20 protein-coding genes are annotated in these 21,328 nt (G+C 68.6%); 10 read left to right on the top strand and 10 right to left on the bottom strand.

What is annotated here, in order from left to right:
• Nucleotides 1-82: 82 nt before the first annotated feature.
• The 10 genes from HWW87_RS33195 to HWW87_RS33150 all read right to left on the bottom strand — a co-directional run bounded on the left by HWW87_RS33195 (nucleotide 83) and on the right by HWW87_RS33150 (nucleotide 8,605).
• A complete protein-coding gene (locus tag HWW87_RS33195) occupies nucleotides 83-247 on the bottom strand; it encodes a hypothetical protein (protein WP_175823847.1) in 165 nt (54 codons plus the stop codon).
• A 133-nt stretch (nucleotides 248-380) separates the two neighbouring features.
• Nucleotides 381-872: a peptidoglycan-associated lipoprotein Pal gene (gene pal, locus HWW87_RS33190; RefSeq protein ID WP_175823846.1), complete on the bottom strand. Its 492-nt coding sequence runs from the start codon at nucleotides 870-872 to the stop codon at nucleotides 381-383.
• Nucleotides 873-1,295: 423 nt separating this feature from the next.
• A complete protein-coding gene (locus HWW87_RS33185; protein ID WP_175823845.1) occupies nucleotides 1,296-2,552 on the bottom strand; it encodes a porin in 1,257 nt (418 codons plus the stop codon).
• 245 nt (nucleotides 2,553-2,797) lie between these two features.
• Nucleotides 2,798-3,376, bottom strand: a complete 579-nt coding sequence (locus tag HWW87_RS33180; RefSeq protein WP_175823844.1) for a hypothetical protein — start codon at nucleotides 3,374-3,376, stop codon at nucleotides 2,798-2,800.
• Nucleotides 3,377-3,420: 44 nt separating this feature from the next.
• Nucleotides 3,421-3,867, bottom strand: coding sequence for a VOC family protein (locus HWW87_RS33175; protein ID WP_175823843.1), 447 nt, complete (start codon nucleotides 3,865-3,867; stop codon nucleotides 3,421-3,423).
• Nucleotides 3,868-3,963: 96 nt separating this feature from the next.
• On the bottom strand, nucleotides 3,964-4,581 hold the full coding sequence (locus HWW87_RS33170; protein WP_175823842.1) for a GNAT family N-acetyltransferase: 618 nt from the start codon (nucleotides 4,579-4,581) through the stop codon (nucleotides 3,964-3,966).
• A gap of 29 nt (nucleotides 4,582-4,610) precedes the next feature.
• A complete protein-coding gene (locus HWW87_RS33165; RefSeq protein ID WP_175823841.1) occupies nucleotides 4,611-6,038 on the bottom strand; it encodes a helix-turn-helix transcriptional regulator in 1,428 nt (475 codons plus the stop codon).
• Nucleotides 6,039-6,159: 121 nt separating this feature from the next.
• Nucleotides 6,160-7,335: a cytochrome P450 gene (locus tag HWW87_RS33160; RefSeq protein WP_175823840.1), complete on the bottom strand. Its 1,176-nt coding sequence runs from the start codon at nucleotides 7,333-7,335 to the stop codon at nucleotides 6,160-6,162.
• Between the two features lie 25 nt (nucleotides 7,336-7,360).
• The gene (locus HWW87_RS33155) at nucleotides 7,361-8,290 is read right to left on the bottom strand and encodes a hypothetical protein (RefSeq protein WP_175823839.1); all 930 of its coding nucleotides are present in this window, start codon (nucleotides 8,288-8,290) and stop codon (nucleotides 7,361-7,363) included.
• A gap of 60 nt (nucleotides 8,291-8,350) precedes the next feature.
• A complete protein-coding gene (locus HWW87_RS33150; RefSeq protein ID WP_175823838.1) occupies nucleotides 8,351-8,605 on the bottom strand; it encodes a hypothetical protein in 255 nt (84 codons plus the stop codon).
• Between the two features lie 23 nt (nucleotides 8,606-8,628).
• Between HWW87_RS33150 and HWW87_RS33145 the strand changes: the two genes are divergently transcribed.
• From HWW87_RS33145 to HWW87_RS33100, 10 genes are all read left to right on the top strand, one after another.
• Entirely contained in the window at nucleotides 8,629-9,114 is a 486-nt protein-coding gene (locus tag HWW87_RS33145; RefSeq protein WP_175823837.1) for a lytic transglycosylase domain-containing protein, read from the top strand.
• Nucleotides 9,111-9,716: an adenylyl-sulfate kinase gene (gene cysC, locus HWW87_RS33140; RefSeq protein WP_175823836.1), complete on the top strand. Its 606-nt coding sequence runs from the start codon at nucleotides 9,111-9,113 to the stop codon at nucleotides 9,714-9,716. Before HWW87_RS33145 ends, cysC begins: the two co-directional genes overlap by 4 nt.
• A gap of 38 nt (nucleotides 9,717-9,754) precedes the next feature.
• Nucleotides 9,755-11,131 carry a DUF4915 domain-containing protein gene (locus HWW87_RS33135; RefSeq protein WP_175823835.1) on the top strand — a complete coding sequence of 459 codons (1,377 nt, stop codon included), beginning with the start codon at nucleotides 9,755-9,757 and terminating at the stop codon, nucleotides 11,129-11,131.
• 209 nt (nucleotides 11,132-11,340) lie between these two features.
• The gene (locus HWW87_RS33130) at nucleotides 11,341-12,885 is read left to right on the top strand and encodes a hypothetical protein (RefSeq protein ID WP_175823834.1); all 1,545 of its coding nucleotides are present in this window, start codon (nucleotides 11,341-11,343) and stop codon (nucleotides 12,883-12,885) included.
• Between the two features lie 160 nt (nucleotides 12,886-13,045).
• Complete coding sequence (locus tag HWW87_RS33125) at nucleotides 13,046-15,463, top strand: FAD-dependent oxidoreductase (protein WP_175823833.1); 2,418 nt, start codon at nucleotides 13,046-13,048, stop codon at nucleotides 15,461-15,463.
• Between the two features lie 272 nt (nucleotides 15,464-15,735).
• Nucleotides 15,736-16,635 (top strand): nitrilase family protein, encoded by a 900-nt coding sequence (locus HWW87_RS33120; RefSeq protein WP_174434279.1) that lies wholly within the window; start codon nucleotides 15,736-15,738, stop codon nucleotides 16,633-16,635.
• A 79-nt stretch (nucleotides 16,636-16,714) separates the two neighbouring features.
• Entirely contained in the window at nucleotides 16,715-17,869 is a 1,155-nt protein-coding gene (locus HWW87_RS33115; RefSeq protein ID WP_175823832.1) for a substrate-binding protein, read from the top strand.
• A gap of 60 nt (nucleotides 17,870-17,929) precedes the next feature.
• A complete protein-coding gene (locus HWW87_RS33110; protein WP_175823831.1) occupies nucleotides 17,930-18,763 on the top strand; it encodes a branched-chain amino acid ABC transporter permease in 834 nt (277 codons plus the stop codon).
• A 91-nt stretch (nucleotides 18,764-18,854) separates the two neighbouring features.
• Entirely contained in the window at nucleotides 18,855-20,606 is a 1,752-nt protein-coding gene (locus tag HWW87_RS33105) for a branched-chain amino acid ABC transporter ATP-binding protein/permease (RefSeq protein ID WP_244107392.1), read from the top strand.
• Nucleotides 20,603-21,310 (top strand): ABC transporter ATP-binding protein, encoded by a 708-nt coding sequence (locus HWW87_RS33100; RefSeq protein WP_174434275.1) that lies wholly within the window; start codon nucleotides 20,603-20,605, stop codon nucleotides 21,308-21,310. Before HWW87_RS33105 ends, HWW87_RS33100 begins: the two co-directional genes overlap by 4 nt.
• Nucleotides 21,311-21,328: the final 18 nt, after the last annotated feature.

The following is a 21,328-nucleotide window of genomic DNA, read 5'->3' as shown; positions in this document are numbered from 1 at the left end:
TGGGGTAGAGCGTCGCGCGCGAGCAGCCAGCTTCCGGTGCTCGCGCGCGATTTCGTCGCCTCATTTTCTTCGCGGCGGCGCGTCAGTAGCCGCCGCCCCCTCCGCCACCGCCTCCGCTGCCGCCCGAGCCGCCGTACCGGCTCATGCCCGGTCCTTGCGACGTACCGCTGCCCGACGACGTACAGCCCGCCGACAGCACGAGCACCAGCGCCGCGATCAGCGCCGCAGCCAACGTTGCCGATTTCATGGCAATCTCCTTGCAGCGCGCAGGCCACAGGAAAGGCGGTTCGCGTGAACCGCGCGTCTGCGCGATGAGAAGACGTTTCGGCGGGGCGTTTATTCCATGCTTTTTGCGTATCGCCGCGGCAGCGGCGCCTGGATCAACGATAGACGAGATCGGCGCGGCGGTTCTGCGCCCACGATTCCTCGTCGTGGCCGAGCGCGACCGGCTTCTCCTTGCCGAGGCTGACGGCCTCGAGTTGCGTCGCCGGCACGCCGAGCGTTTCAAGCGTGCTCATCACGGCCTGCGAGCGGCGCTGGCCGAGCGCGACGTTGTATTCGGACGTGCCGCGCTCGTCGGTGTTGCCCTGGATCAGCACGCGCCGCGCCGGGTGGCTGCGCAGGTAGTCGGCGTGCGCCTGCAGCAGCGACTGGAATTCGGGCTTCACCGAGTACTGGTCGAAATCGAAGTAGATGCTGCGCTTGGCGAGCGGGCTGTTCGGATTGTTCAGATCGTCGGCCGTCACCGTCGCGACGGTTTCGCTCGAGGGCTCCGGCGCCGCGGCGGCATTCTCGGGCGTTTTCGCCGCGTGGTGACAACCGGCCAGCAGGATGAAAGTTGCCAGGACCGCAATTCGGTTCATTTTGCTCATCGTTCTTCTCCAGCGGTTGACTGCGTTGAAAGCGTGGCGCGTGCCGTTTCGTCTGCACGCAGCTGTCCGGCCGCCATGGCGCGAAAGGTCCGGCTCCGTTGCCGTGATGCAGGCTCGTAAGCCGATGGTGCGCCAGATGAAAGAATGTTGCGGCCGGAACGCCGGATCGCGGCGTCGCTGCAAACAGATTAGGAAAAATGTCACAACGTGCCCAGTTTCTCCGCATTTTTTGCGCAAACGCGACAGTCGGGAGGCATTCTTGCTTCCGCACAAGCGGTGTGCGGTACGCGCGGCACGCCACAGCAAAAAAGGCCGCGCACGGGGGCGGCCTTGTCAGTGCCGGTCACGGGGAGCGGGTGATGCGGGGAGCACTCGCCGGATGCCGTCGGTCGGCCGCGTGACGCCGCAGCGCACGCCGCCTCATCAGAACTTGTGCCGCAGCCCCAGCGCGACGACCAACTGGTTGCTGTTCGCGGAAGGCGTCAAGGTCCAGACGGTCGCGTTGAACGCCGGATTGCCGTTGCCGCCGCTCACGCTCTGGTACGTGCCTTCGAGATACGCATCCGTGCGCTTCGACAGCGCATAGTCGGCCTGCGCGACGACCTGGTTCCATTTCGGGCGCGTCTGGCCCGTGCGGGTGTCGAAGCGGCCCATCGTGTACGTGTACGCGGCGGCGACGCTCAGCGCACGCGTGACGAAGTAGCGCCCGTCGATCGAGAAGTTGTCGAACACCAGCGATTCGCCCTTCAGCGGCGCGATGTTGCCGCCCTGGAGCACGCCGGTCACGCCGTCGGTGGTCGAATGCGACCACGCGGCGCCGACTGAATGCGGCCCGAACGCATAACGCCCGGCCATCGCCCAGATCTGCTGGTTGCCGCCCGTGATCGTCGCCGAGCCGTCGACCGTGCTCAGTGCGCCGTCCGGGTTCGGCGCGTGGCGGTCGCGGCTGATCTTCAGGTAGCCGGCGCCGAGCTTCAGCGGCCCGTTCGCATACGACACGCCCGTGCTCCACACCGCGTTGTTGGAGAACTGGCCGGCCGTGTTCGAGAACCCCACCATCGCGCCGAACCTCAGTCCGCGAACCGTCGGGCTCGTGTACTTCACCGCGTGGTTGATGCGCAGGTTGCGGTTCGAATCGTCGTTGTCGTACGGGTGGACCGCAAGGTTGCCGCCCCAGCCGGGGCCGGACGCGCCGAGCGGCGTCACAAAATCGAGGATCAGGTCGTACTGGCGGCCGAAGGTCAGCGTGCCGGCCGTCTGCGAACTCATGCCGATCCACGCCTGGCGGCCGAACAGGTCGACGCCTTTCTGCGACAGCTTGCCGGTGGTGCCCGAGAAGCCGTTTTCGAGCGTGAAGACCGCGGCCAATCCGCCGCCGAGATCCTCGCGGCCGTGCAGCCCCCAGCGCGACGCGTTCAGTGCGCCGCTCGTCATCGCGACGCTGTCGCCGCCGGGCGAGCCGGCACCGCGCGTGCGCTGGTGGGTCGAGTAGGTGATCGACGTGTCGATCAGGCCGTACAGCGTCACGCTGCTCTGGGCAAGCGCGATGCCCGGGATGAAGCCGGCTGCGCAGGCCGCGATCACGGTCCGCGGGATTGCGCCGGCAACGCGGCAGCGACGGACGGCATGCGGTGCGGCAACGCGAGTGCCGGCCTGCTGGCCAGTTTTATAGGAATACATAGGATTTTTTATCGTTGGTCTCCGGCCCGATCGCCGGTGGGTCGCATCGGCGCGCCGGCCGACGGATCGAGCGGCCATTATTGGAGATCGGGCGGCGGTCGATTAAGGCGTTGCACAGAAAAGGTCCTCTGCGGAATCGCTCGGAATCGCGATGCGTCGACTGCGGGGAAGCGGTCGGGACGGACGTGTGCGTGGCGATGCGTGGGGTTCGGCGCGCCATCGCGCGATGGTGGTGTGTCGAGCGTCTAGCTGCGCGCGATCGGCAGCGCCGCGTCGGCGCCGCCGCTTCGATAGGCGGCGCGAATGGCGTTTGCCCTCGCTTCGAGCGCTTCCGGTGAAAGCCAGCGTCTCAACCGGACGACGACGCGCGGCAACTCGGCCAGTTGATTGCGCAACTGCACGATCGACCGGCAGCAACGGCAGGCCGACGATTGCGCATCGGGGCCTGACGCGGCTTCGGCAAGCTCGGCGGTCCATTCGACGCCGCGATGGTGCCTGACCTCGTCGAGATACGGCAGATAACGCGCGTCGCCCGACAACGCGATCAGCAGCGCGGCCCAGTGCGCGCCGCGCCAGCCGAACTGCATGTCGCGTGTCAGGTCGGCCAGCAGCGCGTCGTCCAGCGCGGACAGGCTTTGCTGGCACAGATAGTGGAAGTCGAGCGGCTGATAGCGGACATGCGGGTAATCGCGCAGCACCTGCCGAAGTTCGACGCCGGACTCGACGGCGGTGGCAAGAAACCGTTCGGCCGGCGCGGAGCGGTTCAACTGCAGTGTCGGAACACCGAGGAAAAGCCGGCTGATGTCGTCGGGGTGGTAGTGCATCGCGAATGTCGGGGGGATCGCTCGGGGTATGCCGTCCGGATCGCTTACCGGTCGCCGGACATCAGCGCCGTGTAACGTCGCTGCATTTCGTCGGGTTCGACCGCTTCGATCGTATGCCCGATCAGCCAATCGTAACCGAACGGATCGCGGATCCTGCCCGAACGCTCGCCGTAGAACTGGTCCTGCGGCGCGCGCGTGACGCGCGCGCCGGCCGCGACGGCGGCGGCGATCGTCGCGTCGGCATCGTCGACATGAAGATGGAGCGCCATCGGCGCGTTGCCGTCCGGGTCGAGGGCGAAGAGATCGTATTCCGGGAACGCGTCGGAGATCATCAGCGTGCACGGTCCGAGTTGCAATTCCGCGTGGCCGATGCGCCCGGACGGTTCGACGAGCCGGAATTTCTCCTGCGCGCCGAATGCCTTCGCATAGAACGCGATGGCGTCCTCCGCGCGTTTGGCGCGCAGATACGGAAAGACTTCGTGAATCGCCATGGTGCCCTCCGGTTGCGCGGCGGTGCCGTTCGGGATGGATCACGCGGATTCTACTGCGGACGGCGGACGGGCATCGCCGCGATGGCCGCCCCGCGCTCAGGTGTCGACCAGCCGGTGCATCGGCGGCGCGGCCGCCGCGCCGGTCGCGCCCGGCTCGCGCGTGATCGCGAAGAGCAGCGCATCGGCGGCGGCCAGCCCCTGGTTGGGGCGCGGCTCCCAGTTCGTGAGCCGGCCTTCGAACCGGAAGCCGAGCCGCGTGAGCGTGCCGGCGGCAGCGCCTTCCGGCGCGCAATACGCATGAATGCGGCACAGCGCCGGCTGGGCCAGCAGCCAGCGCAGGAGCTTGAGCAGCGCGGTGAGACACGCCCGCCGGCGCCGATGACCGTCGAGCCGGCTGATCACGACGCCGATCTCGGCGCGCGGCGGCTCGGGCCGCAATTCGATCGCGGCGAGCAGCGTCCCGCCGGCGGCGTCCTCGAGCGCCCACGTGTAGCGGCATCCGGCGTGCCAGGCCGCGTCGCAGCCGGCGATGAACGCCTGCGTTTCGGCGACGTTCGCATGGGTGCGCATCGGCAGCCACGCCGTCACGCCGGGATCGCCGAGCAGGACCGCGAACAGGGCCGGCGCGTCGTCCGCGCGAAACGGGCGCAGCCGCACGGCGCCGGCCTCGATGACGCGCGGGACCGCGAAGCGGGGCGCGGCGGCGTCCGGCATGGACGGGCCAGGTGTGGCGCACATGGGCGTCAGCGCGCGAGCGTTTCCGACGGCGCTTCGTTGAACAGCTGACGATAGCCGTTCAGCAGCGTCGAGCGATGCTGGACGCCCCAGCGGTTCGCGATGCGCAGCACGCTCGACGTGTGCGCGTCGTCCTCCAGCAGGTCGTGACGGATATGCTCCATGCGCCGCGTGCGGATCAACTGGCTCGGCGTATAGCCGAGATTGGCCTTGAATGCGGCCTGCAACGCACGTTCCGTGACGCCGATATGGCTGGCCACTTCGCGCACCGACAGATCCGGCCGCTCGAGGTGCTCGACGAGGTAACGATAGGCGCGCCGGTACTTGCCGGGCAGCCGCGCGCTGATGTCGTCGGCGGCGGGCTGCGCGCGTTCGGCGGCCACCGCCGGCACGGCGGCGCTGTCGGCGCGCACGTGGCGCAGCGACTGCAGCGCATAGCGTGCGTACATCTGCGCGTAGTCCTGCAGGCGGCCCTGTTGCTGGCGCAGTTTCGACTGGCAGTAGAGCAGCTCGTTGTACCAGTGCGCGTGCTGGTTGCCCTGGAATGCGCGTTCGCCGAACACGTGGAGCGTGGATTCGGCAACGTGCGTGAGGCGCCCCGCGAGCGCGGCCAGCGTGACTTCGAGCCGCAATTCGCGGTGGTATTCCGCGAGCCCGGCGCCCTGGCTCCAGCGCAGGTGCGTTTCGATCCGGGTGAGCGCGGATTCGGCACCGCCCGCGAGCGCCCGCAGGTGATTCAGATAATCCGCGTGGCGTGACAGGACGCCGATCGGCGGCGTGTCGTCGGGTTGCGCGGGCAACGTCTCGTCGAATCCCTTCGAGCGCGTTTCGAGCGCCGCCGAATGCCAGTAGATGTGATCGGCCAGCTGGGCGCTCGAACGCAGCTTGTACTGATCGACGATGTCGCGGTTCAGCATGTAGGCGACGCGCACCCAGCGCGCATCCTGCGCGCGGGCCGCCTGACCGTGCAACGCGGTCAGCAGCGCATGCACGCCGTCCAGCCGGCCGAGCCTGAACAGCACCAGCACCGAGCCGACGAGGCTTTCGAGCCGCTGGCCGGCGCTCGCGTCTTCGTCGTCGCTCACGCGCTGGAAGCATTTGAGCGCCGTACCGAGATGGTTCTGGAACAGGGCCTGCCAGCCGGCGTTGCGCGACAGGGCGGCGCGGGCCGTCCGGTGCTCGCCGCGGATGGCCTTCTGCGCATGCCGGTATGCGTCTTCGGCTTCCTCGTATTGCCCGAGCACCAGCAGCACGTCGGCGTACGTCTGCAGGCTCGCATAGTCGGCCGCGACGCCCGGCACGGCCGGCTCGGCGCGCGCCGCCGCGGCAACCGACGCGTCGCGGAACTGGCCGTTCAGCATCATGGTGAACAGCGACGATTCGGCGTCGACCGACGCGAGGGTCGAAGCCACGGCGAAGTAGATCGATGAGGACATGAGGCGCTCCCTTGATGGATGACACGAACGTGTCGGTGAGCGCATCGTGGCACCGTCGTTTCGCCGCAGCCGGCTTTTGTGACGTTCTGTTACTTTCGACGGCCCATGCGTTCCACGCCGCTCAAGCGCCGGTCGCGTCGTACACCCGCAGCGAGCGGTAGCCGCGGAACGCCCCTTCCTGCAGACGCGGATGCGCGCCGGGTTCGAGCATGAGGCCGGGCATGCGGGCGAGCAGCGTATCGAACACGACGGCCAGCTGCATGCGCGCGAGTGCGGCGCCGAGGCACCCGTGCGAACCAGCGCCGAATACGAGCCCGCCGTGCGCACGATCGAGACGGAGGTCGGCCGGCCCGGCGAATTCGTCGGGGTCGCGGTTCGCGGCGGCGGCGACCACCGCGACGACATCGCCTTTCGCCATGCGGAGCCCGTCGAGTTCGACGTCGGCGCGCGCAAAGCGAATCATCACGTGCACGGCCGGTTCGATCCGCATCAGTTCGCGCAGCGCGAGCGGCACGCGCCGCGGTTCCTGCGCGAGCGCTTGCCACAGATCGCGGCGCGCCAGCGCCTGTGCGAACGTGTTGCCCAGCGACAGCATGGTCGTGCCGTAGCCCGCGATGAACGTCAGCAGCACGTTCGCGAGCAACTGGCGGTGCGCAAGCGCCGGACGCGTGCCGCCGGCCTGCAGCACGGCGCACACGCTGTCGAGATGCGCGTCCAGCGCGTCGACGAAACGCCGTGTCTCGGCGACGGCCAATGCGTGGTCGGCCGGCCCGATCGGCATCGCGCTGATCAGCCGGATCGGCCCCATCGACTGCGCCTGCAGGCGCGGCGCGTGCACGGGATCGATACCCAGCAGCCGGCACGCCGCGAGCGCCGGCAGGCGCTGCGCGATGTGCTCGACGAGATCGAAGCGCCGCGGATCGGGAATCTGCTCGAGCAGCGCGTCGAGGTCGCTCGCGATGTGCGTACGCAGCGCCGCGAGGCGCGGCTTCGCGAACAGCGGTGCGAACGTCTTGCGCATGCGCTCGTGCATCGAATCGTCGGCAAACAGCATCGTGTCGAGCAGGCCGGCTTCGTCGCGCACGACGTCGCATTCGACCAGCGGCGAACGGGTCGTCAGCGCCGGATGATCGAGCACGGCGCACGCGAGCCGGTAGCGGCCGACCATCCAGGTGCCGCTGACGTCGCGATAGGGGCCGGGCAGCGCCGGCATCGCGTCGTAGAACGCGTCGCGATCGTCGGCGGCGTCCGTCAGCAGTTCGAAAAGCGTCTTGTGCGCGAAGGTTTCGTCGAACATGGGCGTGATGGTGAGATCGGTTCGGTCAACGACGCGTCAGCGAAACGAGCGCGTCACCCCATTTCTCGAAGATCTGCGCGATCGACTGCACGACGTTGATGATGGTCCTCGCCATCATCGCCATCACGCTGGCCCCGCCTTCGATGACGTTTTCCCATGGCCGGAGCCGTGAGGTCCAGCGGTTGTCGGGCGGGTTCATGCCGGGGCGGCGCGGCTGCCCGGTGCCTTGCATGCCCGGCGTGAAATTCGTCTGAAACGACGGATCCTGCCAGCCGTCGGTCGAATCGCGCGTGGCGCGATCGGTGAACGCGGACGTATCGGCATGGCTATCGCGATCGCTCCGGTCGAACGTCGTCGAAGGGCTGACCGGCCGCGACGGGAACGGCGTCCGCCGCGTGTCCGTGCGGAAAGCATCGTCGTCCGACCGCAGCGGGATGCGGCCGTCGTCGGATGCCGGTGCGCGGCGCTCGAGCGGCGTGTGCCGTTCGTGCACGAACGATATCGGGCTGACGGAGCGCGGCGGCATGGGCATCCACGATTCGCCCACCTGGGACCGGCCGTCTTCGGACGGCAACTGCGCATAGTGCACATGGTCGTCGTTTGCCGTCGGCCGGTGACGCGACGGCATCGCACCGATCGGCCGGCGTCCCGGCGGGGCCGACGCGAACGGGTCGGGCGAACCGGGCAGGGGCGGCACACTTTCCGCCCGTCGAGACGAATCGGGCTGCGATACCCACGCCACAGGCGGTTCGTCGCCGTGAATCGCGCGGTGGACCTCCGCGTTCCACCGCGCAATTCGCGACTTGCTGGTGGGCTGCGGCTGCAGCGCCTCGAATTGCCCGCGGTCCAGCCGCGACGACCTGAGGTGGCCATCGTCGCGCCCGGTGTCGTGCACGGCATCGTGCCCGGACTCGACGGGATAAAGGCTCGGGTCGCGTTCCTCGGTTCTCGGCATGGCGTTCTCCAGACGATCCAGGTCGCCGGCCGAGCGGCGTCGGCGCGGGGGATGAACGTTTTATACCGGGCCGCCGCGGCCGCGCGGCGTGGGGCGCGAAGCCCCTCGCGTCGGCGCGAAGCCGATGCGTCGGCCGCTTTCACCCGCGTCGATGCGTGCCGAAGCGAACGGCGCCAATCCGAAGCGCGGCACCCGCAGCCGCCGATCGACCCTCGACGTGCCCCGCGATACGTCGCTAAGTTTCGCTTCGACGCGGTCGCGGTGCGCTGCAACGCCCGCATGCCGCAACAGCGCCGAGCGGGCGCTGACCGACATCTCCGATCTTCTCGAGGTCGACCATGAACCAACGTCATTCGGCGCCGCCACGTCAGCGCCGCTGGGTACCGCGCGTCGCGCTGTGCGTGTGGCTCGCCTGCGCCGCCACGGCCGCGCACGCCGATTGTTTCGAATCGGCCGCCGCGTATCACGGCGTCAACCCGATGATCCTGCGGGCCATCGCGAACGTCGAGTCGCGCGGCAATCCGCAGGCGATCCACCGCAACAAGAACGGCACGACCGACATCGGCGAGTTGCAGATCAACTCGATTCATCTGCGCGAGCTGGCCGCCTTCGGCATTCGCGCCAAGGATCTGCTCGACGAATGCGTGAACGTCTACGTGGCCGCGTGGCACCTGCGCAAGCAGATTGCCGCCTACGGCAATACCTGGGACGCGGTCGGCGCCTATCATTCGCGCAGCCCGCGCCTGCGGGACGAATACGCACGGCTCGTCAGGGCGACGCTCGTGAAGTGGGGGGCGATGACGATCGACGGTGCGGCGCAATGAACGCGCGGGCGGGCGGCATGCACGATGCGCGGCACGGCGTCGCCGGCGTACCCGGCCAACGCGCGGTCACAGTGTGGATGACCGGCCTGAGCGGCGCGGGCAAATCGACGCTGTCCGTGCACCTGCGCGCAGGGCTGTCGGCACGCGGGGTGGTCGCCGCGACGCTCGACGGCGACGTGTTGCGCGGCGGCGCGAGCCGCGATCTCGGTTTCACCCCGCCGGATCGCACGGAAAACGTGCGGCGCGCGGCCGAATTCGCGCGGCTGCTCAACGATCAGGGGCTCGTCGTCATCGCGGCGCTCATCACGCCGTATCGGCACGAACGCGCGCTTGCCCGCTCGATCGTCGGCGCATCGCGCTTCGTCGAAGTGTTCGTCAGCACGCCGCTCGCGGTGTGCGAAGCCCGCGATCCGAAAGGGCTGTACCGGCTCGCGCGGGCGGGCGCGCTCGATGGCCTGACCGGCGTCGGATCGCCGTACGAACGCCCGACTTCGCCGGCGATGGTCGTCGACACCGGCGGCCGCACGCCGGCGCAGTGCACCGACGAGCTGTTGCGCCGCCTGATCCCGATGATCGTCCGTGCGCCGCGACCCGTGCGGTAGCGGCGCATCCGCCTGTTCCTCCACGACCCGATGCCTTCATGACCCAACTGCTATTGAGCTTCTGCTATGCCAAGCCGTCCGGACACGTGCTCGCGCGCTTCGATGTCGATGCCGACACGTTCGAATGGATCGATCTGGGCGATGTCGCCGCGCAGGTCGTCGGCGCGACCGGTCTGTGCCGCGTCGATGCGAGCTACTACGCGGCGCTGCAGATTCGCGTGCCCGGCACGGTCGGCACGCTGCTGGCCGAAATCGATGCGTCCGCACGCATCCGGCGCGTGGCGCGGCTCGCGCCGGTGCTGGATGCGCATTCGCTGCTGGCGTGGCATGGCGAACTGCTCGTCGTGAGCAGCGGCACCAACCAGGTGTTCGCGATCGACTGGCCGCGCGACGGCGCGCTGCACCTGCGCGTGTTCTTCGAAATCGAGCCGGGCGCGGATACGCTGCACATGAATTCGCTGCGGGCATTCGGCGAGCACGTCTATCTGTCGATGTTCGGCTGCAAGCCCGGCGCGTCGTGGCGCGATGCCTGCGACGGGCAGATCCTCGATCTCAGCGAGGCGGGCCGCGTCGTCCGGCGCGGCCTGCGCCATCCGCACTCGCTGTTCATCGATCGCGGCACCTTGCTGTGCGTGTCGTCACGCGACGGCAGTCTCGTGCATGTCGCGGGCGCGCCGCGCGGCGCCGACCGGCCGCTCGACGGTTACGTGCGCGGCGCGCTGGCGCATGCCGGGCGGCTGTTCGTCGGCACCAGCATGGCGCGCACGCGCAGCAAGAGCCGGGGCACGGCGCTGCCGGCCGCGGCCGCGCCGTCGCCGCGGGAAGCGGGCACCGGCTGCGGGCTGCACGTGATCGAAGGCGGGCGACGAACGCCGCGCTGGATCGACCTGAGCCCGTTCGGCGCCGAACTGTACGACATCCTGCCGTGGGACGGCGAGCCCGTGCGCGGCACGCGTGCTGACGCGATGGCGAGCCGCCTGCGCGCGGTCAACGCGGAATTCGGCGAGCTGATCGTCGAGCTGTACCGCACGCGCAGGCACCACGGCATCGTCGGCGACATGGTGCGGTCGATGATCGATGCGGGCGTCGATCCCGGCTTCGCGCGCGACACGCTGTCGACCCTCGCCAACGACATGCCCGCGCTGCCGGAATGGAGCTATCTGCATGCGCGCCTGCTGCTGGCGAACGGCGGCGACGCGAACCGGCGCGCGGCGCTGCCGTTCCTGATGAGCGCGCTCGAAGGCGGCTACGACAGCTTCGACGTGCTGAGCCGGCTGACGGAGATTTATGACGCGCTCGGCGATACCGTCAATGCCGCCGCACACGCGCAGCGCGCACTCGCGACGGCGCCGGCCACGCTCGATTCGTTGCTGCGGGACGGGCTGCATACGATCGCGAGCCGGCCCGACCGCTGAACGCACGGGCCGGCGCAGCGGCGCTTCGCGCGTCGCGCGACGGCTTCGCGCAAGCGGGGTAGCCGGCCGCGACGAATCCTATTCTCGTATCCGGAACGACGCCATGCCGCGGATGCCGGCCCGATCGATGCCCGACAGGCAAGGCCGCCCCATGGGGCGCGGGCATGGCATTCGTCTCGCCAACTGCAAACCGATCTATCAGGATACCTATGGAACCCTCCACGATTGGACATCGCGAAGCGACCGGTGAACCGCCCGAAGAGACGGCGCGTTCCCGGGAGGACGCGCGTCCGCCCGTGCCGGCATCGACGTCGATGGCCCAGCACACGGCGGCGTTGCCGGCCGCGCGCAATCGCGGCACCGTCGCCTCAGGCGACGAATTCGCCATGACGTTGCGCCAGCGGCGCATGCCGGTGCCACACGGCAGCGATCCTGAAATAGGGCACCGGACCTGCGAACAGAAGCTGACGGCGCTCGCCGGCCCGGATGTGCCGGCAGCGCATGTCACGATCGCGGCCACGACCGCACACGTGCTGTACGGCACGCATGCCGACCGCGTGCCCGACGACGTGCTGCGAAGCCTGCTCGCACGCGCGCCGCTGTACGAACGCCATGGCGTGACGGACGAGAAGGCGCTGCGCGGTTTTCTGAAAAAGTCCTTCGCGGAGTGGACGGCGCCGCTCGTCGGGCGCTCGGGCTACCTGCTCGCGCTGTCGCTGGCCGGGACGTACGTGGGCAAGCACGTGCCGTCGCCGGCCACCGGTTTGCCGATCGGTGCGACGGTCATGTTCACGACGACCAACACGGCCGCTGCGCGCGAAGGCCTCGAGGCGCACTACATCCCGCCGCTGGTGGCGACCGCGTTGCCGCCTTCCGTGCTGCGCCGCTACAACCGCTACGCGGAAGAAGCGCTGCCGCCGGGCGTGCGGGCCGAGATGGAGCGTCAACTGGTGCGCGCGATGGTGACGATCGTGCCCGTATTGCATGCGATCCATACCGGCGGTTCGCTCGATCAGCAGCGCACGGTACTGAACGACGTGTATGCCGACGCCGCGACGTTCTTCGGCGCGGAAACGCTCGAAAGCGCACTGAGCGGCGCGGGCGGCGCCGTGAAGGCTGCGCTCGGCCGGTTGCGGCAATCGGGCGATGCCATGCGGGAAAAAGGCATCGAGGCGCCGACGCACGGCGAACTGATCGCGCATCAACCGCTCGACCGGCTGGAAGCGAGACTCGTCAACCACAACAAGAGCCTGCTCGAATCGGGCAGCGACGCCGCGCGCGCCATGGGGCAGGGCCTCAAGACGCTCTGGACCGAAAAGTTCGGCCGACTGGCGGGCGTGCCGGCGCACGCGGGCTTCGTTATCGCGACCGCGCTCGTGCTGACCTCGCACCTGATCGAACAGGATCCCGAGAATGCCAATTTGCCGAAAGGGCAGATCTCGCCGCGCTCGGCGCTGGCGGTGCCCGGCGCGCTGATGATCATGGAGTTCCTCGCGACCGAGGCGTTCGGCACGCTGATCGATACCTGCGACGCGCTGATGTCGAGAAGGCCGGCGCCGGCCCACGACGAGGACGACGTGTCGTCGCGCATCGAGGAAGTCGACGAACACAGCGGCAGCGAACACGGCAGCGAGCCGGTCGCATCGGGTGCGTTGCCCGCGCCCGCGCCGGCGTCGTCGTCGCCCGCCGACGTGTCGCATGCCCCGACGCCGACGGAGTCGCCGCGGCGAACGTCGACGGGCGACGCGTCCTGACGTCGCCGTCGTCGCCCGGCGCATCGCGACCCACCCGTCGCGGTGCGCCGGCCCCCCGATTCGGGCCGTCACGCAGCCGCTTGCGACACGCAGCCGGCACGGCCCGTTTCACCACATCGTTGTTTCAATCCCCTTCTGCAACCCGAAAGGAAACGTCGAAATGGAATCGGTCAATCCTCACGTTCACACCTCCGACAGCGCGGAACACGCCACGCTCGAGCGTCCGGCATCGCCGTCGTCGCCCGTCGGCCCGTCGAGTTCGACGCTGCCCGAAGTCACGGGCGTGGAACGGCGCAGCGCGCTTCCCACGCAGGGCAGCCCGCGCGCGTCGGCCACCGAACTCGAGGCCGCCGCCAAGCGTGCGCGCGTCGACACGCCCAGCGGCTGGCCGTCGAGCCGCGTGGATACGGCGGCCTTCAGCCTGGGCGCCGAATCGATCAAGAACAGGATGCGGCCGGCACGCGAAAGCCTGTCCGCCGTAGGGCGCGACATCCCGCCGCTCACGCCGCAGTCGCTCGGCCACTACTTCTCGGCGGCGGCGGGCAAATGGCCGTCCGCCGACAATCGCGCCAAGCTGCTGGAAGCGATGACGACCAACCTGACCACGCTCTCGACGCTGAAGTCGGCGCCGGAGGTCAAGCAGATGCGCCGCGAGCTGACGCTGCACTGGCACGCCCTGTCCGAGCGCGAGAAAAGCGACGTGCTCGACACGGTCGGCGCCGGGAACAAGCGGCTCGCCGGCGGGCCGAACGTCGCGACGTGGCTCGAACACACGGCGGCCCACATGCCGACCGCGGATGCGCAGCGCCTGCTCGCGGCCTGCGGCGCGCAGGCGCGCACGGCCCTGCAAGGGTCGTTCGGGCAGGCGGCCACCGACGAAACGCATCGCGCCACGGTCCGCGCACGCGATGCCGACATGCGCATGACGTTGCCGCTCGACCACATGTACGACTACAAGGGCTTCTACTGGGGCAACGACCGCAAGGTCGGCAACCTGCCGAAGGACGTCGCGGAAAAGCTCCGGGTGTGCGTGATCGGCGCGGGCCCGGCGGGGATCATGGCGGCCGACAGCCTGAACCGCATTGGCGTGACGTCGACGGTGCTCGAGGCGGAAGATCACATCGGCGGCCGCCTGGCGACGCACCATCGCCAGTTCGAAGACGGCACCCAGAGCCCGACGGCCACGCATCCCGGCGGCATGCGTTTTCACACGACGCACGGCAACTTCTACTGGAGCTTCGCGGAGCACTACGAGCTCAAGCATATCGATTTCACGAACCCGAGCCAGGTCGGTGCGCTGCTGCTGCTCGAGGAAAGCGTGCGCAAGGCGGAGCCGGGCAAGGAGCCGACCGACCCGGTGCTGAAGCAGGTGAAGTCGGACTTCGACAAGGCGATGGGATCGCTGACGCAGCCGATGCGCGACGCACGGGACGCGGGCGACACGGCGAAGTTTCGCGAGTTGTGCGAGGCCGCGAAGAACCGGTTCGATCCGTTCACGTTCAAGGAAGGCGTCGAGCATCTGCTGAAGGAAAACGGCATTCACTGGGACGACAAGCACTGGGAAACCTTCGGTGCGGTCGGCATCGGCGTCGGCGGCTACAAGGGCTACTTCAACACGGGCTTCCTGGAGGAAATGCGTTTCCTCGTCGACGAACGGCTCGAAAACCACCAGTTGCTGGTCGATGGCGCCGACGAGCCGCTCAAGCGCATGATCGCGGACACCGCGGGGCTGCCGCCCGGCCGCCAGTCGCTCGCGGCTCAGGGCGCGATCCGGTTGAATGCGCCGGCCATGGGCGTCGAAAAGACGACCAACGAAAAGACCGGCAAGGACGAGTACCGTGTGTCGTGGAAGGAAAACGGCGAAACGAAGACCGAAACCTACGACGAGGTCTTTTTCGCGGCGAGCCCGAAGATCGCGACGCAACTGGGCCTGACGAAGCAGGGCGAGGGCAGCCTGGTCTCGGCGGAACTCGCCGTGGCGCTGGACAGTGTCAACATCGTCGGCGCGACCAAGATGACGATGACCGTGCCGGCCGACGAGTTCCATCCGGAGGCATTGCCGAAGAACCTGCAGTCCACCGCGGAGTTCCAGCAACTGTATCTGCACGCCCCCGCGAAGGAAGGCGACAACGCGGTGATCTACCTGAGCTACACGCTCGGCGACAACGCGAAGAAGGTCGAGGGCAAGTCGAAGAAAACGCAGATCGAGAACCTGGTCGGCACGCTGCGTGAAGCGGCGACGCGCGCCGAGCCCGAGGACGCCACCAAACTGCGCAATCTCGCGGACCTGATCGACAAGCACTGGGAAGCGCGGAGTCATTACACGCACTGGACCGAAGTGCCGACCCAGGGCGGCGCCTTCAAGATGGACGCGCCGAACGATCTCGACAATACGCGCACGCTGTACGCCAACACGCTGAAGTCGAGCGGTCTGCATTTCATCAACGAGAAGGTGACGGCCGAGGCCGGTTTCGCGAGCGGTCCGTTCGCGGCGGCGATCAACTCGGTGCAGAGCATGGTGAAGCACCACGGCGGCACGTTGCCCAAGAACCCGCCGCTGGAGCAGCAGATCCTGTAGTCGCGAACGTGCGGCCGCGACGAGCCGGCAAACGTCGCGGCCGCATACGAAAAGTGCGTCGAAAAGCGGGGTGGCATGACGCGGCAACGACGCCGGAGGAATCGCTTGACACGTAAAAAATGGCTTCTTATATTCGGCCGGACTGAGGCGCCAAGCTCGACGGCGCCTCCGCGGCAATGTTGCCGCGCCACATATGGACGGCTATGAAGCCCCCGAACTTGCGTCGCACGACGCTGGTCCGGGGGCTTTTTGTTTTTCGGGAGAAACGACGGATGGCGGAATACGGCCCGGCGAAAGGGGAGGCGGCGCAGGCGCGTGCGTTCGTGATCGCATGCGTGCAGATGGAGCCGCGCATCGGTGCGGCGCAGCACAACCTCGCGCGTGCGCTCGAGCGGATCGAGACGGCCGCGCGCAACGGCGCGGTGCTGATCGTGCTGCCCGAGCTTGCCAACAGCGGCTACGTGTTCGAGGATCGCGACGAAGCGCTGGCGCTCGCGGAGCCCGTGCCCGACGGCGCGACCGCGCGGGCGTTCGAGGCCATCGCGCGGCGTCTGAATGTCCACATAGTGAGCGGCATCGCCGAGCGCGATGGCGCGCGGCTCTACAACTCGGCGCTGTTCGCGGGGCCGGGCGGGCATCTCGGCGTGTACCGGAAGCTGCACCTGTGGGACAACGAAAAGCGCTTTTTCGAGCCGGGCGACCTCGGCGTGCCGGTATTCGACACGCCGCTCGGGCGCATCGCGATGGCGATCTGCTACGACGTGTGGTTTCCGGAGACGTTTCGACTGGCCGCGATGCAGGGCGCCGATCTCGTCTGCGTGCCGACCAACTGGGTGCCGATGCCGTCGCAGCCCGACGATCGTCCGGGCATGGCGACCACGTTGACGATGGCCGCCGCGCACAGCAACGGCGTCGCGATCGCGTGCGCGGATCGGGTCGGCATCGAGCGCGGCCAGCCGTTCATCGGCCAGAGCCTGATCGTCGGCGGCGACGGCTGGCCCATCGCGGGCCCGGCCAGCGCCGATCGCGAGGAAATCGTCTACGGGACGATCGACGTGGCGCGCACGCGCGCCGGCCGCACGCTGAATGCGCACAACCATGTGTTGCGCGATCGTCGCGCGGATATCTACGACCCGATGCTCGGCACCGGCTGGCCGGTGTCGCCGCCGTGATCGCGGCGCGCGTTTCGTGCCTCACCCGGCGTCATTCACCCCGATGCGCCGCGACTCATCCCCACTACAAGGAAGCATCATGAGGTCGTTGAACAAGACAATCGCCGCCGCCTTCATCGTCGCGGCATCGATGGCCGCATCGGCGGCCGAGCCGATCCGGATCGGCGTCGCGGTCGGGCTGTCGGGCGCCAACAGCGTCGTCGCGCCGGCCGTCGTGCAGTCGTCGCAACTGGCCGTGGCCGAGATCAACGCGGCGGGCGGCATTCTCGGGCGTCCGGTCGAGCTCGTGATCGCGGACGACGGCTCGGGCGCGGTGGGCGCGCAAAAGGCGTACGACACGCTGGTGTTCCAGAAGAACGTCGACGCGATCATCTCGATGGAGACGAGCGCCGCGCGCAACGCGGCCCTGCCGATCGTCGCGCGCGGCAAGAAGCCGTTCATCTACACGTCGTTCTACGAAGGCCGCTCGTGCAGCCCGTGGATGTACGTGAACGGCTGGGTGCCCGAACAGGTGGTCGCGCCGATCGTCGATTACTTCAACCAGCGCCGCGGCGCGAAGACGTTCTACCTGGTCGGCAACGACTATGCGTTCGGCCGCGGCATGCTCGACTTCACGAAGCAGTACATCGAACAGCACGGCGGGAAGGTGATCGGCGAGACCTACCTGCCGATCGACGGCACCGACTGGACGCCGGTGCTCTCGAAGATCCGCGCGGCGAAACCCGATGCGCTGATCAGCGCCACCGCGGGCGGCGCGCCGAACGTCGCGCTCGCGAAGCAGCTCAAGAGCTCGGGCCTCGCGCTGCCGTACGGCAACCTCGCGATCGACGAAGGCACGGCCAAGGGCATGGGCGACGTCGCGACCGGCGTGTTCATGACGGCGTCCTACCTCACCGGCATCGATTCGCCGCAGAACCGCAAGTTCGTCGCGGCGCTCGACGGCAAGTTCGGCAAGGACGTGAAGACGCCGAACGAGTTGTCGGAGCCGCAGTACGAAGCGTTCTTCCTTTACAAGGCGGCGGTCGAGAAGGCCGGGTCGACCGATTCGTCGAAGGTCGTGAAGGCGCTCGGCGAGGTGTCGTTCGACGGGCCGCGCGGGACGGTCACGATGAACCGCAGCCGTCACGTGCCGCTCGCGATGCGCCTCGGGCAGATCCAGCCGGACGGTTCGGTGAAGGTGCTGCAGACGTTCGCCGACGTCGATCCCGGCATGCAATGCCCGAAGCTCAAGTAACGCGCGGCGCGGTGCACCCGGGTTCGCCGGCGGCGAACCGAACCTGAACCGGGAGGAAACATGGGACTGGTATTGGACATCGGTACGACGGCGGCCGTGCTGTTCATCGTGACCGTCGGCCTGATGGTGATCTTCGGCGTGATGAAGATCGTGAACTTCGCGCATGGCGCGTTGCTCACGCTGGGCGCCTACGCGAGCTTCGTCGTGACGCGGCTGGGGCTCGATCCGTGGCTGAGCGTGCCGCTCGCGATCGTGGTGGGGACGGTGGTCGGCATGGCGGTCGAATGGATCATCGTCCGGCCGCTGTACAAACGGCCGCTCGACGCGATTCTGGCCACCTGGGGGCTCGGCATCGTGATCGGCCAGATCATCGTGATGGTGTTCGGCCGTGAAGTGCAGTTCGTCGAAACCTCGATGAAGGGCGCGGTGTCGATCGCGGGCACCCAATACTCGGCCTACCGGCTGGTGCTGGTGCCGATCGCGCTCGGGCTCTGCGCGGGATTGACGCTGCTGCTGTCGGGCACGCGCTTCGGCGTGAAGACGCGGGCGGTCATCATGAACGAAGACCTCGCACGCGGGCTCGGGATTCATTCGGGCCGCATCCGCTTCATCACGTTCGCCCTCGGCGCGGCGCTCGGCTCGCTCGCCGGCGCGCTGATCACGCCGCTGTCGAGCGTCGATCCGGACATGGGCGTCGGGTGGATCGTCAGCGCATTCATGCTGGTGATGGTCTCGGGGCATTCGATGGCGAGCCTGCTCGTCACGTGCATCGTGTTCGGCGCATGCCAGGTGCTCGTCAGCACGTTCGTGAGCCCGGTGCTCGGCGGCCTGACGATCGCGGTGCTCGCGGCGCTGACGCTGCGCATCCGTCCGCGGGGGTTCGCTCATGGCTAAGGTCGACGCCTCGTTCGAGCCGCATCGCGCCGATTCGGCGGCGCAGGCCGCGTCTGCACCGCGTGCGCGTGCGTGGCGCGACCTCGCGATCATGGTCGCCGCGGCGACCGTGCTGCTGGTCGCCGGTCCGTTCGTGTTCGGTTCGTATTTGCTGAACGTCCTGATCCAGGCGTGTTTCTTTTCGATCGTCGTGGTGACGGTCGACCTGTTGTGGGGCTATACCGGCTACCTGACCTTCGGCCAGTCGGCGTTCTTCGGCATCGGTGCGTACACGGCCGGGCTCGTGTTCACGCATGGCGGCTTTTCGGCGCTGCATGCGCTGCTCGCGATCGGCGCGGCGCTCGCCGCGACGGCGGCCGTCGCCGCGGTGTTCGGCTGGCTGTCGTTCTATCGGGGCGCGTCGCCGTTCTTCGCGACCGTGATGTCGCTGGTGCTGCCGATCGTGCTGACACAGTCGCTGCTGTCGGGCGGCGAATGGACCGGCTCGAGCTCGGGGCTGACCGGCTTCGAGACCTTCGACCTGTCGCTGGGCCAGTGGTACTGGATCGCCGGCGCGGCGCTGCTGGCCGTCGCGGTGCTGGCCTGGGTGTTCGTGCGCAGCGACGGCGGCCGCCTGCTCGTCGCGATCCGCGACAACGAGGCGCGCTGTGCGTATCTCGGCATCAACACGTCGTTCGTCAAGATCGTGCTGCTGATCGCGACCGCGATGATCGCCGGGCTGGCCGGGTTCGGCTACGGCGCGTTCAGCGGCGTGGTCGCGCCCGAGCTGTCGGGTTTCCTGCTCGGTACGCAACTCGTCGTGTGGGTCGCGCTCGGCGGGCGCGGCACGTTGTGGGGGCCCGTGATCGGTTCGCTGCTGATCAACGTCGCGACGGCCTATCTGAGCGGGAGCATGCCGTTCGCATGGCAGCTGATTCTTGGCGCCGCGTTCGTCGTCGTGATCGTGCTGCTGCCGAAGGGCCTCGTGCCGCTGCTCGCCCGACCGTTGCGCCGCTTCATGGCGAGCGGGCGGCCGTTGCCGGTGCTCGTGGAGCGGCCGGTGCAGCCGCGTGAAGCCGCGGCCGGCGCCGCGCCTGCCCTCGACATGCGTGCGGTCGAGCGGCATTTCGGCAGTCTCAAGGTATTGCAGGGCATCGACCTGCAGGCGGCCGGCGGCGAGCTGGTCGGCCTGATCGGCCCGAACGGCGCGGGCAAGACGACGCTGATGCGCTGCATGAGCGACGGCGCCGAGCGTTCGTCGGGGCAGGTCGCGCTGGGCGGCACCGAGATCGGCCGGATGCCGCCGGAGCGCTGCGTGCGGCTCGGCCTCGGCCGCAAGTTCCAGAACGCCAACGTGTTCGACAGCCTCACCGTGGCCGAATGCCTGCGCATCGCCGGCACCATCGTCGAGCGGCCGTCGCTGGTGCGCGCCGCGACGACGCTCGCGCTGCCGCCGTACGCGCTGGAGGTGATCCGGGCGACGCGCCTCGACCGCAAGCTCGATGCCGTCGCGAAGGATCTGTCGCACGGCGAGCAGCAAGCGCTCGAACTGGCGATGGTGCTCGCGCTGGAGCCGCGCATCGTGCTGCTCGACGAGCCGACGGCGGGACTGACCAAGGTCGAGCGCACGCAGATCGGCAACGTGCTCGCGGCGCTCGCGCACCGGTACGGGCTGTGCTGTCTGCTCGTCGAGCACGATCTGGATTTCGTCGCGGAAGTCGCGACCCGCATCGTCGTGCTGCATCAAGGCCGAATCGTGATGCAGGGCAGCTTCGCCGACGTGGTGGCGTCGGAACTGGTCCGCACCATTTATTCCGGCAGCGCGCAGGGCGGCGCCGCTGCCGCGCGACAGGAGGCACCATGAGCGGGATTGCGCTCGACGTGAACGCGGTCACGAGCGGCTATCGCGATGCGATCGTGCTGCGTGGCCTGACGATGCGCGTCGCCGCCGGCGAGGCGGTGGCGCTGCTCGGCAAGAACGGCATGGGCAAGACGACGCTGCTGAAGACCATCATGGGCTACCTGCCGAAGACGGGCGGCTCGATCCATGCGCACGGCGCGGACATCACGCGCCTGCCGCCGCACCGGATCTCGCGGGCGGGGATCGCCTATGCGCCGCAGGAGCACGCGCTGTTCCACGACCTGAGCGTGCGCGACAACCTGCGGCTCGGGCTGGCGCAGGCGTCGACGTTCGACGAACGCTTCGCCGAGATCGAACCGGTGTTTCCGGTGTTCGCGAGCCGGCTGAAGCAGTATGCGGGGACGCTGTCCGGCGGCGAGCAGAAAATGCTGCTGGTGGCGCGCGCGCTGATGATGCGGCCGTCGACGATCCTGCTCGACGAAATCACCGAGGGCCTGCAGCCGTCGGTGATCGACCGGCTCGCCGACGTGCTGCTGTGGGAGCGCGAGCGCCGCGGCACGACCTTGCTGCTGATCGAGCAGAACGTGCCGTTCGCGCTGAAGGTCGCCGATCGCTATGCGGTGCTGAAGCAGGGGGCGCTGATCGACGACGGCGATGCGAAGGCGCCGTCGGCTGCCGCGTCGGTTTTCGCGCACCTGCGGGTCTAGCCGGGAGGACGACGACAT

Origin of the sequence: Burkholderia sp. BCC0419, from assembly GCF_902830285.1 — a bacterium.
GTDB lineage: Bacteria > Pseudomonadota > Gammaproteobacteria > Burkholderiales > Burkholderiaceae > Burkholderia.
This window is presented reverse-complemented; position numbering and strand designations above follow the sequence as displayed.